At 71.3% G+C, this 16410-nt stretch carries 10 protein-coding genes; 6 read left to right on the top strand and 4 right to left on the bottom strand.

The genetic code is table 11. The annotated features are described in order from the left end of the window. Window positions 1-107 precede the first annotated feature (107 nt). Entirely contained in the window at window positions 108-2303 is a 2196-nt protein-coding gene (locus tag H9641_RS00145) for a prolyl oligopeptidase family serine peptidase (RefSeq protein WP_191799914.1), read from the bottom strand. A gap of 186 nt (window positions 2304-2489) precedes the next feature. Here H9641_RS00145 and adhE point away from each other — a divergent pair, with 186 nt between their 5' ends. Then, window positions 2490-5183, top strand: a complete 2694-nt coding sequence (adhE, locus tag H9641_RS00140) for a bifunctional acetaldehyde-CoA/alcohol dehydrogenase (protein WP_191799912.1) — start codon at window positions 2490-2492, stop codon at window positions 5181-5183. A gap of 248 nt (window positions 5184-5431) precedes the next feature. After that, window positions 5432-7882 (top strand): NAD-dependent DNA ligase LigA, encoded by a 2451-nt coding sequence (gene ligA / locus H9641_RS00135; protein WP_191799910.1) that lies wholly within the window; start codon window positions 5432-5434, stop codon window positions 7880-7882. A gap of 147 nt (window positions 7883-8029) precedes the next feature. Here ligA and H9641_RS00130 read toward each other — a convergent pair whose 3' ends face one another. Then, entirely contained in the window at window positions 8030-9046 is a 1017-nt protein-coding gene (locus H9641_RS00130; protein WP_191799908.1) for a dihydrodipicolinate synthase family protein, read from the bottom strand. Window positions 9047-9127: 81 nt separating this feature from the next. On the opposite strand from H9641_RS00130, the gene H9641_RS00125 reads away from it, so the two are divergent. Then, entirely contained in the window at window positions 9128-10237 is a 1110-nt protein-coding gene (locus H9641_RS00125) for a hypothetical protein (protein ID WP_191799906.1), read from the top strand. A 136-nt stretch (window positions 10238-10373) separates the two neighbouring features. On the opposite strand, the gene H9641_RS00120 is transcribed toward H9641_RS00125, so the two are convergent. Then, window positions 10374-11039 (bottom strand): ThuA domain-containing protein, encoded by a 666-nt coding sequence (locus H9641_RS00120; protein WP_191800564.1) that lies wholly within the window; start codon window positions 11037-11039, stop codon window positions 10374-10376. A gap of 17 nt (window positions 11040-11056) precedes the next feature. Then, window positions 11057-12190 carry an ROK family protein gene (locus H9641_RS00115; RefSeq protein ID WP_191800562.1) on the bottom strand — a complete coding sequence of 378 codons (1134 nt, stop codon included), beginning with the start codon at window positions 12188-12190 and terminating at the stop codon, window positions 11057-11059. A gap of 417 nt (window positions 12191-12607) precedes the next feature. On the opposite strand from H9641_RS00115, the gene H9641_RS00110 reads away from it, so the two are divergent. The 3 genes from H9641_RS00110 (at window position 12608) to H9641_RS00100 (ending at window position 16373) form a co-directional block, all read left to right on the top strand. After that, window positions 12608-14134, top strand: a complete 1527-nt coding sequence (locus H9641_RS00110) for a sugar ABC transporter ATP-binding protein (protein WP_191799904.1) — start codon at window positions 12608-12610, stop codon at window positions 14132-14134. Continuing rightward, window positions 14131-15183, top strand: a complete 1053-nt coding sequence (locus H9641_RS00105) for an ABC transporter permease (protein ID WP_377622489.1) — start codon at window positions 14131-14133, stop codon at window positions 15181-15183. Before H9641_RS00110 ends, H9641_RS00105 begins: the two co-directional genes overlap by 4 nt. Before the next feature lie 149 nt (window positions 15184-15332). After that, the gene (locus H9641_RS00100; RefSeq protein WP_225219739.1) at window positions 15333-16373 is read left to right on the top strand and encodes a substrate-binding domain-containing protein; all 1041 of its coding nucleotides are present in this window, start codon (window positions 15333-15335) and stop codon (window positions 16371-16373) included. Window positions 16374-16410 lie beyond the last annotated feature (37 nt).

The following is a 16410-nucleotide window of genomic DNA, read 5'->3' as shown; positions in this document are numbered from 1 at the left end:
TCGACGGCCACGCCCGGCATCCAGCGAGGCGTCGGGTCACCGGCCAGGTCGACACACGTGAGGGCGGGCTCCCCGGGGAGCCCGCCCGCACGTCGTCCTGGTGAGTCTCAGCCGAGCTGCTCCCGCAGGAAGCGGTAGTGGATCGCGGCCATGTGCGCGGCCTGCGCGTTGTTCGCCGCGCCGCCGTGCCCGCCCTCGACGTTCTCGTAGTACGTCACGTCCTTGCCGGCCGCGAGCATCTTCGCGGCGAGCTTGCGGGCGTGCCCGGGGTGCACGCGGTCGTCCTTGGTCGACGTCGTGAAGAGCACGGGCGGGTACTCGCGCTCGGCGTCGAACAGGTGGTACGGCGAGAACGTCCTGATGAACTCCCACTGCGCGGGGTCGTCGGGGTCGCCGTACTCGGCAGCCCAAGACGCTCCCGCGAGCAGGTGCGTGTAGCGGAGCATGTCGAGCAGCGGGACACCCACGATCACGGCGCCGAAGAGCTCGGGGTACTGGGTGAGCATGTTGCCCGCCAGGAGCCCGCCGTTGCTGCGCCCCTCCATGCCCAGGTGCTCGGGCGTGGTGATCCCGCGGGCGACGAGGTCGCGCGCGACGGCCGCGAAGTCCTCGTACGCCTTGTGGCGCTTGGACTTGAGGGCCGCCTGGTGCCAGGCCGGTCCGTACTCGCCGCCGCCGCGGATGTTCGCGACGACGTAGACGCCGCCGTCCACGAGCCAGGCGCGGCCCAGCGTGCCGGAGTAGCCCGGGGTCAGGGAGACCTCGAAGCCGCCGTACCCGTAGAGCAGCGTGGGTGCGGCGCCCGGGCTGGAGCCGGCCGGAGCGGGGGCGCCGTCGGCGGGCTCGGCGGCGCTGGTCGGGTCCGCACCGGCTGCGGGCCGGACGAGGTCCTCGCGCCCGACGACGAAGTACGGGACGCGCGTGCCGTCGTCGGACACCGCGAAGTGCTGGTCGATGACCAGCCCCTGAGCGTCGAAGAACGCAGGGCTCGACTTGAGGGCCTCGGGGGCGGTGCCCGCACCCACGGTCAGGAGCGAGAGCGTCGAGGGCGTGAGGTAGTCGGTCGTGACGAGCCAGACGTCGTCGCTCTCCTCGGAGTCGACCGCGCCCACGACGACCGTGCCGATCGTGGGCAGGCCCGGCAGCTCGCTGCGGGTCCAGGGGACGTCCGGGCCCTCGGCGAGAGGCGGCGGGGTCAGCACGTGCAGGCGGTTCTTGACGTCCTCGAGGACGTTGACGACGAGGTGGTGCGCCGTCCAGGTGGCCCCGGCGAGCGAGGTCGAGGGCGTGGGCTCGAACAGGACCGTGAAGCCGCGGGCCCCCGCGAGGAAGTCCTCGAAGCGGGTCGCGAGCAGCGAGCCCGCCACGTACGTGGCGCCGCCGACCGTCCAGTCGTCGCGCAGCTCGACGAGCATCCACTCGCGCTTGACGCCGACCTCCGCCGAGCGCGGGACGTCGATCTTGACGAGCTTCTCGTCGGGGGTGCCGGCATCCTGGACCAGGTAGGTCTCGCTGTCGTAGAACGCGATCGAACGACCCACGAAGTCGCGCTCGAACCCGGGGGAGTGCGTGCGCCAGCCCATGATGTACATGTCCTCGGGCTCGCCCTCGTACACGACGGTGGCCTCGGTCACGGGGGTGCCGCGGCGCCACCGCTTGACGATCCGCGGGTACCCCGACGGCGTCATGGAGCCCGGGCCGAAGTCGGTGTAGACGTAGACCGTGTCCGCGTCGATCCAGCCGAGCCCTCCCTTGGACTCCTCGCGCAGGAACCCGCCGTCCTCGGGCGCGACGAACGACTTGGTCACGAGGTCGAACTCACGCGTGACGTCGGCGTCGGAGCCGCCGGGGGACAGGTCGATCAGGGCGTGGCGCCACTCCTCGCCGGGCGCGGGGCGCAGCACGCTCGCGCCGTGCCAGACCCAGCTCTGGTCCTCGGCCTCGCCCAGCGCGTCGAGGTCGAGCACGAGCTCCCACGCGGGGTGGTCGGTGCGGTAGGAGTCGAGCGTCGTGCGGCGCCAGATGCCGCGCTCGTGCTGCGCGTCGCGCCAGAAGTTGTAGTAGTGCTCGCCGATCCGGGAGACGTCGGGGATCTTGTCGTCGGAGTCGAGGACCTCGCGGATCGCCTGCTCGGTCGCGGTGAACTCAGGGGTGGCCTCGATGGTCGCCGCGGTCTCCGCGTTGCGGCCCTGGACCCAGGTCATGGCCTCACGACCGTCGACCTCCTCGAGCCACAGGTACGGGTCGTGCGGCGTGGTCGGCTGTGCGGTGGGCGTGTCGGTCACGGCGTTCTCAGCACTCATGCAAACACCCTAGGCGACCTGGCGGACGGGGAGTCTCGGCCTGGCCGCCCCGGAAGAGGGCGACCCCCTGTGGCCCGTGCCACATCCTGGAGCGGCTCTTGCATCTATCCGTACCTTGTGAAAGTATTCACAAGCAAGGGAAAGACACCACGCAGACCCGGCCGCTCGGGTCACTGGAGGAGCAACGTGAGCAGCACGAGCAAGGCCCCCGTAGGAGTCACCGAGATCGACGCGCTCGTCGACCGCGGTCTCAAGGCGCTCAAGCAGTACGACGCCTTCACCCAGGAGGACATCGACCGCATCGTGAAGAAGGCGTCGGTCGCGGCCCTCCACGAGCACGGTCGCCTCGCGCAGCTCGCGGTCTCCGAGACCGGGCGCGGAGTCTTCGAGGACAAGGCCACCAAGAACATCTTCGCGTGCGAGCACGTGCCGAACTCGATGGCCAACCTCAAGACGGTCGGCGTGATCGGCCGTGACGAGCTCACGGGCATCGTCGAGATCGCCGAGCCGGTCGGCGTGGTCGCAGGCATCACCCCGGTGACCAACCCGACCTCGACCGCGATCTTCAAGGCGCTCATCGCGCTCAAGACGCGCAACCCCATCATCTTCGCCTTCCACCCCAGCGCCCAGCAGTGCTCGGTCGCCGCAGCCCGCATCGTGCGTGACGCCGCGGTCGCCGAGGGTGCCCCCGTGGACTGCATCCAGTGGGTCGAGCAGCCCTCGCTCGAGGCCACCTCGGCCCTCATGAACCACGACGGCGTCTCGCTCATCCTCGCCACCGGCGGCAACGCGATGGTCCGCGCCGCCTACTCGGCGGGCAAGCCGGCCCTCGGCGTCGGCGCGGGCAACGTCCCGGCCTACATCGAGAAGACCGCCAAGCTCGGCCGCGCGGTCAACGACGTCGTCCTGTCCAAGGGCTTCGACAACGGCATGGTGTGCGCCTCGGAGCAGGCCGTCATCCTCGACACCGAGATCTACGACGAGGCCCTGGCCGAGTTCGCCCACATGCACGCCTACCCCGCGAGCCCCGAGGAGAAGGCCAAGCTCGAGCGGTTCATCTTCGGCGTCGAGGCCGGCGGCGCGAACTGCGCGGGCGCCAAGCTCAACGCCTCGATCGTGGGCAAGAGCCCCCAGTGGATCGCCGAGCAGGCGGGCTTCACCGTCCCGGACGGCACGTCGATCATCCTGGCCGAGTGCGCCGAGGTCGGCCCCGCCGAGCCGCTGACGCGCGAGAAGCTCAGCCCGGTCCTCGCGGTGCTGCGCGCCCAGTCGACCGACCACGGCATCTCGCTCGCCGAGCAGATGGTCGAGTTCGACGGCCTGGGCCACTCGGGGGCGATCCACACCGAGGACAAGGACATCGCCGAGGAGTTCGGCCAGCGCGTCAAGGCCGTGCGCATCCTGTGGAACCAGCCGTCGGCGCTCGGCGGCATCGGCGACATCTACAACGCGCTGATCCCGTCGCTGACCCTCGGGTGCGGCTCGTACGGCCACAACTCGGTGTCGAACAACGTGTCGGCGGTCAACCTCATCAACGTCAAGCGGATCGGACGCCGGAACAACAACATGCAGTGGTTCAAGATCCCGCCGAAGACGTACTTCGAGCCGAACTCGATCCAGTACCTGGCCCAGATGCCCGACGTCGAGCGCGTCACCATCGTCACGGACAAGGTCATGAGCCAGATCGGGATCGTCGACAAGGTCCTCGACGTCCTGGGCCGCCGTCCCAACAAGGTCTCGATCCAGATCATGGACCAGGTCGAGCCCGAGCCGAGCGTCGAGACGGTCGAGAAGGGCGCGGAGATGATGCGCGACTTCAAGCCCGACACGATCGTCGCGATCGGCGGCGGGTCGCCCATGGACGCGGCCAAGGTCATGTGGCTCAAGTACGAGCACCCGGAGATGGCGTTCTCGGACCTGCGCGAGAAGTTCTTCGACGTCCGCAAGCGCGCGTTCAAGTTCCCCACCCTGGGTGACCTCGCCAAGCTGGTCTGCATCCCGACCTCGTCGGGCACGGGCTCGGAGGTCACGCCGTTCGCGGTCATCACGGACCACGCGACCGGGTACAAGTACCCTCTGGCCGACTACGCGCTGACCCCGTCGGTCGCGATCATCGACCCGGTCCTGACCGCGACGATGCCCGCCAAGCTCGCGGCCGACTCGGGCTTCGACGCCCTGACGCACGCGACCGAGGCCTACGTGTCGGTCTACGCGAACGACTTCACCGACGGCCTGGCGCTGCACGCGATCAAGCTGGTCTTCGAGCACATCGAGGCCTCGGTCACGCAGGGGGCCGACGCCCCCGAGGCCCGCGAGAAGATGCACAACGCGGCCACGATCGCCGGCATGGCGTTCGGCAGCGCGTTCCTCGGGATCGTGCACGCGATGGCCCACACGGTCGGCTCGTCGTTCGGGCTGGTCCACGGTCGCACCAACGCGATCTTCCTGCCGCACGCGATCCGCTACAACGGGCAGATCCCGACCAAGGTCACGGGCTGGCCCAAGGCCGAGAAGTACATCGCGCACGAGCGCTACCAGCAGATCGCCAAGCACCTGGGGCTGCCGGCCTCGACGCCCGAGCAGGCCGTCGAGTCGTACGCCCGGGCCGTCGAGGAGCTGCGGGCCAAGGTCGGGATCGAGCGCTCGTTCAAGGAGCAGGGTGTCTCGGAGCGCGAGTTCATCGGAGGCCTCGACGCCCTGGCGATGCGGGCCTACGAGGACCAGTGCGCCCCGGCCAACCCGCGGCTGCCGATGCTCGAGGACATGAAGGACATCATGGTCGCGGCCTACTACGGCACGAGCCGTGAAGAGGTCCGCGCCGAGCGCAAGGCCACCGAGGAGGCGCTCGCGCTCGCCGCGGCCGCCGAGACCTCGGAATGATCTGGGCACCGGAGTCCGGGGAGCAGCCCGGCCGCCGGTAGCCCGACCGACGACCCGAGCGGTACGGGTCAGGGTCGGGTGGCGCGTCCTGCCGGGTGGCGCCACTCACCGAGGGTCCGGGGTTCCCCCTTTCGTCCCGGACCCGCACGCAGCGCCCCGCGTCCTCCAGCGCGGGGCGCTGCTCTGCGTCGGGGCAGGGCGAGCCGGTGGACCGCGCGGGTGTGGGTGGAGCACGCGATGATGGGCACGTGAACGACGCCTCCTCGCACCTCCTCGAGCCCCTCGCCGCCGACGCCGCCCCGGCCCTCGACGAAGCCGCCGCCCAACGGCGCTGGGCCGAGCTCGTGGCCCTGGTCGAGGCCGACCAGCGGGCCTACTACGAGGCCGACGCGCCCGTGTCGTCGGACGCCGAGTACGACGCGCGCATGCGCGAGCTCGAGGCGCTCGAGGCGGCGCACCCCGCGCTCCAGACCCCGGAGTCGCCCACGCAGCGTGTCGGCGGACGGGCCGCGACGGGCTTCGCGACGGTCGAGCACCTCGAACGCATGCTCTCGCTCGACAACGCCTTCTCCGCGGAGGACCTCGCCGCGTGGGCCGCGCGCGTGCACCGTGACCTGGGCGTCCCGCCCGAGGCACCCGTCGAGTACCTGTGCGAGGTCAAGATCGACGGCCTCGCGATCGCGCTGCTGTACCAGCGGGGGCGCCTCGTGCGGGCCGCGACGCGAGGCGACGGGCGCACGGGCGAGGACGTCACGGCCAACGTCCGCACCATCACGAGCATCCCGCAGCAGCTCGCGGGAGACCCGGCCACGCACCCGGCGGTGATCGAGGTCCGCGGCGAGGTCTTCCTGGGCGTCGAGGACTTCGCGGCCCTCAACGAGGCGCTCGTCGCGGCCGGCCAGGCTCCCTACGCCAACCCGCGCAACACCGCGGCCGGCTCGCTCCGGCAGAAGGACCCGGCCGTCACGGCGAGCCGCAACCTGCGCATGTACGCGCACGGCGTCGGAGCGCTGCAGTGGGACGAGGGCGAGCACGCCGAGCTCGAGCGCCAGTCGGACGCCTACGCCCTGTTCGAGCAGTGGGGCGTCCCGGTCTCGCCCCACAACCGCGTGGTCGACGGGCTCGCGGGCGTGCAGGACATGATCGCCTACTACGGCGAGCACCGGCACAGCATCGAGCACGAGCTCGACGGGATCGTGGTCAAGGTCGACGAGCTCGCGCTCCAGCGCCGCCTCGGTGCGACGAGCCGCGCACCGCGGTGGGCCATCGCCTACAAGTACCCTCCCGAGGAGGTCAACACGCGCCTGCTCGCCATCCAGGTCGGCGTCGGCCGGACCGGGCGGGCAACGCCGTACGCCGTCATGGAGCCGGTGCTCGTCGCGGGCAGCACCGTGCGCCAGGCGACGCTCCACAACCAGGACGTGGTGCGCGCCAAGGGGGTGCTGATCGGTGACGTCGTGGTGCTGCGCAAGGCGGGGGACGTCATCCCGGAGATCCTCGGTCCGGTCGTCGCGCTGCGCGAGGACGGCGTGCAGCGTACGGAGTTCGTCATGCCGACCGAGTGCCCCGTGTGCGGCGCGCCGCTGCGCCCGCTCAAGGAGGGCGACGTCGACCTGCGCTGCACCAACACCCGCTCGTGCGCCGCGCAGGTCCAGGGTCGCGTCGAGCACATCGGGTCGCGCGGCGGGCTCGACATCGATGCGCTGGGCGAGGTCACGGCCGCGGCGCTGACCCGGCCGCTCGAGCCGGCCGAGCCTCCGCTGCCGACCGAGGCCGGCCTGTTCTCCCTCACCGTCGAACAGCTCGCGCCGATCCGGGTCGTCGTGCGCGACCCGGAGACCGGGCTGCCCCGACCGAGCGACGGCAAGAGCGAGGCCGCCGACGTCACCATGTCCGACGGGTCCGTGGTGAGCGCCAAGGTGGCCCGCCCGTTCCAGAAGGTCGTGAGCCGCACCTACCCGCCCGGGTACGAGGACGCGACGCCCGCCGAGCGCCGCGCCGCAGGCGTCCGCAAGGACTTCCCCGTGTACGGGCCCTCGACCACGGCCGAGACCTTGGTCGCCGAGCTCGAACGCGCCAAGACCAAGGACCTGTGGCGCATCCTCGTGAGCCTCAACGTCCGGCACGTCGGACCGGTCGCCGCGCGGGCGCTCGCGGACTGGTTCGGGTCGCTCGACGCGATCCGTGCGTCGGGCCGTGACGAGCTCGCGGCGGTCGAGGGCGTCGGGCCCGTCATCGCCGACCAGCTCCTCGCCTGGTTCGAGGTCGACTGGCACCGCGAGATCGTCGAGGAGTGGACGGCCGCGGGTGTGCAGATGGCCATCCCCGGCCACCCCGGTCCTGGCTCGGTCGAGTCCGCAGCCGGTCCGTTGACCGGGCTGACCGTCGTGGTCACGGGCGGGCTCGAGGGCTTCTCGCGCGACGGCGCCAAGGAGGCGATCCTCGCGGCGGGCGGCAAGGCCTCGGGCTCGGTGTCCAGGAAGACCGACTACGTCGTCGTGGGCGAGAACGCGGGGTCCAAGGAGACCAAGGCCCGCGACCTGGGCCTGCGGATCCTCGACGAGGCCGGGTTCGTGGCGCTCCTCGCGGGTGGGCCCGCGGCGGTCGGTGACGTGCCGGTCGACGAGGCAGGCGTGCCCACCGAGCTCGACGGCGCAGAGGGCCCCGACGACCGACCGGTGGCACCGGCGAGCAGCTGACGGTCCCGACGACCGACCGGCGGCCACGACGTCGGGCTGGAAGCCACAGACATCAGCCGGCGACGCGAAGCCGTCGGACGCGTGCGCCGAGACAGAGGTCTCCTGTCGAGGAAGAGGTCTCTGGGCCTCTCCCTCGACACGAGACCTCTACCTCGCGCGACCGGGCTTCCCGGCCCCCGACCCCGGCGCCCCTGACCCCGCGGCCTCCGGCCCCGCGGCCCCTGCCGCCGCAGCCGGCCGGCGCACCAGCACGGACCGCAGACCCGCACCCTGCTCGGGCGGTGTCGCGAGGACCGGACCTCGCGGCCGGCCGGCCGGCACGCCGAGCAGCTCGGCGAGCGCGTGGAGCCCCGCGACGGGGCGCAGCTGCCCGAGCTCGCGGGCCAGTGCCAGGAGCCAGGATCGTTCGAGCACGGCGTCGAGGGGCCGGCCGTCGACGTGCGCTCGGCGCAACCTGACGTACTCGGCGGGCACGAGGGCGGCCATCCCGGTGTGCCAGGCGTCGCTCGACGGCAGGGTGGTGAAGGCCCCTTCGATCATCGCGAGGTCACCGCTCAGCCCGACGGCGAACGCGTCGTCGTCGACCGCGCCCCGGACGGCGGACAGGCGAGCGCCCACGCCCGCCCTCGCGGCGGGGTCCTTGAGGCCCAGGAGGCGGGCGTGGCGTGCCAGGTGGGCCAGGACCTCCGGGGTCGCGTCGTACCCGCTCTGCGCGGGCCGGTTGTAGAAGCACACGGGCAGGTCCGTCTCGGCGGCCACGGCCTCGAACAGGGCCACGACCTCGTCGTCGACCAGCGGGACGTACGAGAAGGGCGTGAGCACGAGGCCGTCGGCGCCGCCTGCCTGCGCGGCCACCGCGTTCCGCACGACCTCCGTCGTGGCCGGCGCCGCGACGGCGACGTGCACCGGTACCCGGGCCCCGGAGCGGCCCGGCCCGGCTTCGCGTGCGGCGCGGACGGCCGTGCCCACGACCGCGGCGCGCTCCTCGGGCGAGAACGACGTGCCCGCGCCCGACGACGCGAGGACCGTGACGCCGTCGACCCCCGCGCGGACCGTGCTCGCGACCAGACCGGCCAGCGCCTCCAGGTCGGGGGCGCCCGGTCCCGGCCCCACGGGCGTGATCGGATAGGCGAGCAGCCCGCTGAAGGGCGACGGCACGGTCATCCGCGTGATGCTGCCACACGAGCGGGCCCGAGGGATGAACGGCCCACCGCCCGATCGTCGCCCGCGCCTACCATGGCGAGCATGACCCAGGACCTGATCCCTGACCTCGTCGCGCCCGCCGACACCTCGACGCTCGTGCGTGGCGCCCACCTCGTGGGCTCCGTGAACCTCCCCACCGCCGAGGACACGTTCCGCACCGTCGCCGCGCACGCGGGCACCCACCTCCGGCGGATCCCCGACGGCGAGGTCGGCGAGAGGTTCCACTGGATCCTGTTCCAGGGCTCACGCTTCGAAGCCGTGCCCGGTCTGGCGCGCCTCCCGATCGACCCGGTGGTCGTCGCCGGGTTCGACGTGCGCCCGCACGTGCTCGACGGCTCGGTCGCCCCGGGGGACCTGACCTTCGGCGAGCTGGGCTACGCGGCGGCCGCGTCGTCGTCGTACGCGGACTTCGTGCGGCTGCGCGCCGAGGGGGTCATCCCGGCCGGGACCCGCTTCCAGGTCTGCCTGCCCACGCCGCTCGCCCCCGTGGTGGCGTTCGCCGTGCCCGACGCCCGTGCGGCCGTCCACACGGCCTACGAGGCCGCGATGCTGCGCGAGATCGAGGCGATCGTCGCGACCGTCCCCGCCGAGGACCTCGCGATCCAGCTCGACCTCGCGAGCGAGTTCGCGCTGATCGAGGGCGCGAACCTCGGGGCCGGACCCGCGCAGGCGTGGTTTGCGGTCGACTCCGACGAGGTGCTCGCCGGCTGCGTCGCGCGCGCGGCCCGGGTGGCCTCCGCGGTCCCCGCGGGCGTCGAGCTCGGGTTCCACCTCTGCTACGGCGACGTGGCCGAGAAGCACTTCGTCGAGCCCGCCGACGCGCGCCGGCTCGTCGAGGTCGCGAACGGGCTCGCCACGACCGTGACCCGCGAGATCGACTGGTTCCACCTGCCCGTGCCGATCGAGCGCGACGACGTCGAGTACGTCGCGCCGCTCGCCGACCTCGCGATCGACCCGGCCACCGAGCTCTACCTGGGCGTCGTCCACCACGAGGACGGTGAGGAGGGCGCGCTGCGCCGCCTCGCGGCCGCGGCGCAGGTCCTGGGTGAGCGCGAGGTCGGGGTCGGGACCGAGTGCGGGTTCGGGCGTGGCCCGAGCGAGCGCACCGCGCCCCTGCTCGAGCTGCACACCGCGGTCGCGCGCGCCTGGTAGTCGCCGCCCGCGCGGCCCCCCGGGCGGACCCGCACGCCCGGGGGACGCTCCGGCGTCGGGCCGGACGCACGAACGGTCGGCAGCCCGGAAGGGTTGCCGACCGTTCGCGACGGTGCCGCTCAGGAGCGGCGGTGCCTCACCGGCTGGCCCACAGCAGGCCACGCTCGATCACGGTGCGCAGGTCGGAGCTCTCGAGGTCCGAGAGCTGGTGACCCGGTGCGCACACGAAGATCTTGCCCGCGCCCCACTGCCGGGTCCAGATCGACGGCGACACCACGGGCGCGCGCCACGGCGAGTCGGCCGTGGGCTGGATCGTCGTGGTCGCGAGGACCTCGTTGAGCGAGTCCGCGAGCACCCAGTACTGCTCGGAGTTCAGGTGGAACGGGCCGAGGCCGGCCACGAGCGGGTGGTCCGTGTGCTCGGGCAGGACCTCCACGGTGTGCTCGACCAGGTCGCCGGGGTGCGCGGCGAACTGCCCACCGAGCATCTGCAGGTAGTCCGTGGCCATGCGGAACGAGTCGATGATCCCGCCGTGCCAGCCGGCGAGACCGGCACCGTTGGTCACGGCGTCGCGCAGCCCGCGCATCTCGTCGGGCAGGATCTCGCCCATGGTCCAGGACTGGACGATCAGGTCGACGCCCGCCATGTACCCGGCGTCGGCGTAGACCTCGAGCGAGGACTCGACGTCGACGTCGAATCCCGACTCCTCGAGGAAGGGGAGGAAGAGGTCGGTGCTCTCCTCGGGGGAGTGGCCTGGCCATCCTCCCCGGACGATCAGGGCCCGACGGTCCGGCACGCTCATGAGTCCTCCGTTGGCGCTCACGCGATCAGGGCATCGATCGCTGCGGGAGACAGTACGTGATCGATCGCCATGGCGCTCGCACCGAGCACGCCCGCCTGCCCGCGTGCCTGCGACGTGACGATGCGCAGGTGCTGCGTGGCCAGGGGGAGCGAGCGCTGGTAGACGATCTCCCGGATGCCCGCGATCAGGTGCTCACCGGCCTCGGCGATGATGCCGCCGACCACGATCATGGAGGGGTTGAGCAGGCTCACGCACGCGGCCAGGACGGCCCCGATGTCGCGACCGGCCTGACGGACGGCGTGGCTCGCCATGAGGTCGCCGCCGCGCACGAGCGTGACGACGTCGCCGCTGTTGAGGGCCTCGAGACCCTCCTTCTTGAGCGCGCCGGCGATGGCCTGGCCGCTCGCGACGGCCTCGAGGCAGCCGATGTTGCCGCACCGGCAGGGTGTGTCGGTCGCGTTGGGGACCGCGATGTGGCCGATGTCCCCGGCAGCCCCCTGGGCGCCGCGCCGGAGCTCGCCGTCCGAGATGACGCCCGCGCCGATGCCCGTGGCGACCTTGACGAAGAGCATGTCGCTGACCGCGGGCCACGCCGTGCGGTGCTCACCGAGCGCCATGATGTTCACGTCGTTGTCCACGAGGACCGACGCGTCGAAGGTCTTGCCCAGGATCGCCGGGACGTCGACGTCGTCCCACGCGGGCATGATCGGCGGGTTGATGGGCCGCCCGGTCGAGTGCTCGACCGGCCCGGGGAGACCGACGCCGACGCTCACGAGGTCCTTGAGGTCGCGTCCTGCCGCGGCGATGAGCTTTTCACCCGTCTCCGCGACCCAGGCGAGGACCGTCTCCGGTCCCTCGGAGATCGACAGCGGGGCGTCGATCTCGGCGAGGATGTTCGACGCGAGGTCGGTCACCGCGAGGCGGGCGTGCGTCGCGCCGAGGTCCACCGCGAGCACGATCCGTGCGCCGGGGCTGAAGGCGAAGGTCACCGGGGGGCGCCCGCCGGTCGAGCTCGCCTCGCCCGCGGGCGCGATGAGGCCCGAGGCCATCAGCAGGTCGATGCGGGCGGCGATCGTGGACCGCGCCTGCCCGGTGATCGCGGCGAGGTCAGCCCGTGTCCGGGGTTGGCCGTCGCGGAGCAGCTGGAACATGTCCCCGGCGCCGGTGGGGCGTGGGGCGAACTTCAGCAGTTCCTCGGTGGGCACGATGTATCACGGAGCCTCTCGTTACTACGCAGTGGTGGCGTTCTCTAGCGTACTGCGATCTTCGGCTTTTGCTTGACGATCGACAGAAGCCGACCTAGCGTGTGGTTTGCCGCGGCAGCGACGCCGCGGCGGACGGAGTCTCGCACCTCCACCTGTCAGTAGCGTGATATCCCCGACAATCTAACCTTGTTGCCACCCTGGACGAGGTCCTCGCCGCCTGCTCGCGCGGCCGGACGTGAGTCAGGGTCTCGGCCGGCGCGTCGCACCTCTATGTCCACTTTTGCTGGTCACGGGTCTGTAACGAAGCAAAAGATCGAGATCTTCTGATTGACGCTCGTCAAAAGGTCGGCTAGTTTCTCTCACATGGTCAACGCAGACCCTCAGCCCACCAGGCCGCTCCTGCAGATGCGGAGCATCGTCAAGCAGTTTCCCGGCGCCCGAGCACTCGACGGCGTCGATCTCGACATCCTCCCCGGAGAGGTGCACTGCCTCCTCGGACAGAACGGTGCCGGCAAGTCGACCCTCATCAAGGTGCTCGCCGGTGCACACCAGCCCAACGAGGGGCAGATCCTCATCGACGGGGAGCCCGTCACCATCCCTCACCCGGTCGCCGCGCTCAAGCTCGGCGTCGCCACGATGTACCAGGAGCTGGACGTCGTCGACGGCCTGACCGTCGCCGAGAACATCTACCTGGGGCACGAGCTGTCGACCGCCGGCTTCTCCAACCGGCGCGTGGTCGCCAAGAACACCCGCGACCTCATGAGGCGCCTGGGGCACCCCGAGATCTCGCCCCACCGCGAGGTGGGCGAGCTGTCCGCCGCGGGCAAGCAGATCGTGTCCATGGCTCGCGCCCTCTCGCACGACGCGCGGGTCATCGTCATGGACGAGCCGTCCGCGGTGCTCGACAGCGAAGAGGTCGAGAACCTCTTCCGCGTGGTCCGCGAGCTCACCTCGAGCGGTGTCGCGATCGTCTACATCTCGCACCGGCTCGAGGAGATCCGGCAGATCGGCGACCGGATCACCGTCCTCAAGGACGGGCGCACGGTCGCGCAGAACCTCCAGGTCTCGCAGACGCCCACCGCGGAGCTCATCAAGCTCATGACGGGCCGCGCGGTCGACAACGTCTTCCCGGCGCGCGAACCGGTCGCCGACGAGGCGGAGGTCCTGCTCGCGGTCGCGTCGCTCGGTCTCAAGGGCGAGTTCTCGGACGTCTCCTTCGAGGTGCGGGCGGGCGAGGTCGTCGGTCTCGCCGGCCTCGTCGGCTCGGGGCGTTCCGAGATCCTCGAGACCATCTACGGGGCGCGCCACGCGACCGAGGGGACCGTCGCGGTCGGGGGCAAGCAGCTCCGGGCCGGTTCGGTCGCGGTCGCGGTCGACGCGGGCATCGGCCTGTGCCCCGAGGAGCGCAAGAGCCAGGGGCTCCTCCTCGACGAGCCCGTCTACCGCAACATCACCCTCTCGACGTTCGGGCGCTTCGCCAAGGGAGGTTTCCTCGACGAGCAGGCCGAGAAGTCGGCGGCGCAGGAGCAGGCGGTCTCGCTCGACCTGCGCCCCGCCGGCGTCGAGCGCCACGCTCGGACGCTGTCCGGCGGGAACCAGCAGAAGGCGCTCCTGGCGCGCTGGCTCGTCCGCGGCTGCCGCGTCCTGCTGCTCGACGAGCCCACCCGTGGCGTCGACGTCGGGGCGCGCGCCGAGATCTACAACCTCATCCGCGACCTCGCGGCCTCGGGGGCGGCCGTCCTCGTGGTCTCGAGCGAGATCGACGAGGTGCTCGGTCTGTCCGACCGCGTCCTCGTGATCTCGGAGGGCCGCGTCGTCCACCAGGGACCAGCAGATTCGATCGACGAGCACGGTGTGCTCGACCTCGTCATGGAAGGAAGTGCCGCGTGAGCGAGCAGGAGGTGTCCACCGCAACCGTCGTGGACGGGTCGGCGCACGCCGGGAGCTCCGGTTCGTCCGGTCCCGCGTCGTCGCGCCGGAATTTGTTCAATGGATCGATGGGTCGGAACGTCGGCCTGGTCCTCGCCCTCGTGGCGCTCGGCATCGTCGGCTACGTCACGGCCGGAGAGCGGTTCGCGAGCATCGACAACGTCCTGACGATCCTCCGCTCGGCCGCCGTGATCGGCGTCCTGAGCATCGGCATGACCTTCGTCATCACGGCGGGCGGCATCGACCTCTCGGTCGGCTCCGTCATGGGTCTGTCGACCGTCTGGGCCAGCACGCTCGCGACCCAGACCATGGCCGCCGACACCCACTGGATCGTCATGGTCGTCACGGCCCTCGCGGTCGGTACGGTCTGCGGGCTCATCAACGGCGTCCTCATCGCCTACGGCAAGGTCGTCGCGTTCATGTCGACCCTCGCGATGATGGTCGCGGCCCGAGGGCTCGCCGAGATGATCTCCAACCGGCAGACGCAGATCGTCACGGTCAAGCCGTTCCTCAACTTCTTCCGCGCCGACTTCATCGGGATCCCGGTCCTCGTCTGGATGTTCGTCGTGGTCGCGGTCGCCGGCTGGATCGTCCTCAACCGCACGACGTTCGGCCGACGCACCATCGCGGTCGGTGGCAACCCCGAGGCCGCCCGCCTCGCGGGCATCAAGGTCAAGCGCCACCTCATGTACCTGTACTGCCTCGTGGGCTTCACGGCCGGCATCGCCGCGGTCATGATGCTCGGTCGCACCACGGCCGGCTCCTCGACGAACGGCCTGTTCTACGAGCTCGACGTCATCGCGGCGGTCGTCGTCGGCGGGACGCTCCTCGTGGGCGGCCGCGGCACGATCGTCGGCACGGTGTTCGGCGTCCTGATCTTCATGACGCTGACCAACATCTTCACGCTGAACAACATGTCGACCTCGGCGCAGAACGTGGCGAAGGGCGTGATCATCGTGGTCGCCGTGCTCCTCCAGCAGCGCTTCGCCTCGCGCACCAGATCCGACTAGCCCCGCCGTCGGGACTTCTCGCACCGCACCACCGCACGACGGTCCCGCCTCCGCGGGACCGGACCCCCAGCACGTCCAGCACGTCCCAACCAGCACCAGCAGGACCAGAATCAAGGGAGATCCTCATGTCCGCTCGTACCCGTACCCCGATGCCACGCCGCCTGGCCCTCGCGACCGTCGCGCTCACCTCGGTCGCGCTGTTCGCCTCGGCCTGCACCTCGAACACGCCGGCCCCCGCGGAGACCAGCGCCGCTGCCGTCGCCCCGGGCGCGTCGTCGGACAACGACGCCTCGGGCGAGAAGGTCGTCATCGGCTTCTCGGCCCCCGCCGCCGACCACGGCTGGATGGGTGCCATCACCAAGGCCGCCCAGGCCGAGGCCGCCAAGTACGACGACGTCGAGCTCAAGGTCGCCGAGGGCACCAACGACGTCAACCTCCAGATCAGCCAGATCGAGACGTTCATCAACGACGGCGTCGACGCGATCGTCATCCTCCCGTTCGACGGCGCGGCCCTCACCGAGGTCGCGACCCAGGCCATGGAGGCCGGCATCACGGTCATCAACGTCGACCGCGAGTTCTCGAGCCCGTTCGCGGCCCGGTCCACGGTCCTCGGCGACAACTACGGCATGGGCGTGAGCGCCGGCACCTACATCTGCGAGCAGCTGGGCGACAACAAGGACGCGGTCGTCGCGGAGATCGCCGGGATCGACTCGCTGCCCCTGACCCAGGACCGCAGCCAGGGCTTCGCCGACGCGCTCGAGGGCTGCGGGCTCGAGGTCAACAACCGCGTCGCGGCCGACTTCACGGTCCAGGGCGGCGAGCAGGCCGCTGCCAACCTGCTCCAGGCCGCGCCCAAGATCGACGCGATCTGGAACCACGACGACGACCAGGGCGTCGGCGTCCTCGCGGCGATCGACAACGCGGGCCGTGACGAGTTCTTCATGGTCGGCGGCGCCGGCTCGGCGAACGTCATGCGCTCGATCGAGGCCGACGACACCGTCCTCAAGGCGACCGTCATCTACCCCTCGACCCAGGCAGCCGACGGCATCAAGCTGGCCCGCCTGATCGAGCACGGCAAGTCGATGAGCGACCTCGCCTCGCTGGGCGTGCCGCGCCAGATCCAGCTCTTCGCGCCGGTCGTGACCAAGGACAACGTCGACGAGTACCTGCCGTCGGCCTTCGAGTCCTGAGCACGACCCGCCACTGACGTCGCGGGCCGGGCGCAGC

The sequence above is a fragment of the Oerskovia merdavium genome (assembly GCF_014836755.1).
GTDB classification, from domain to species: domain Bacteria; phylum Actinomycetota; class Actinomycetes; order Actinomycetales; family Cellulomonadaceae; genus Oerskovia; species Oerskovia merdavium.
Note: the sequence above shows the minus strand (reverse complement) of the source record. Positions and strands in the feature narration are given on the sequence as shown.

Coding starts and splice junctions, on each gene's coding strand:
- H9641_RS00145 (WP_191799914.1), bottom strand. CDS start 2,303: ATGAGTGCTGAGAACGCCGTGACCGACACGCCCACCGCACAGCCGACC.
- H9641_RS00110 (WP_191799904.1), top strand. CDS start 12,608: ATGGTCAACGCAGACCCTCAGCCCACCAGGCCGCTCCTGCAGATGCGG.
- H9641_RS00125 (WP_191799906.1), top strand. CDS start 9,128: ATGACCCAGGACCTGATCCCTGACCTCGTCGCGCCCGCCGACACCTCG.
- H9641_RS00115 (WP_191800562.1), bottom strand. CDS start 12,190: ATGTTCCAGCTGCTCCGCGACGGCCAACCCCGGACACGGGCTGACCTC.
- H9641_RS00100 (WP_225219739.1), top strand. CDS start 15,333: ATGCCACGCCGCCTGGCCCTCGCGACCGTCGCGCTCACCTCGGTCGCG.
- H9641_RS00130 (WP_191799908.1), bottom strand. CDS start 9,046: ATGACCGTGCCGTCGCCCTTCAGCGGGCTGCTCGCCTATCCGATCACG.
- H9641_RS00120 (WP_191800564.1), bottom strand. CDS start 11,039: ATGAGCGTGCCGGACCGTCGGGCCCTGATCGTCCGGGGAGGATGGCCA.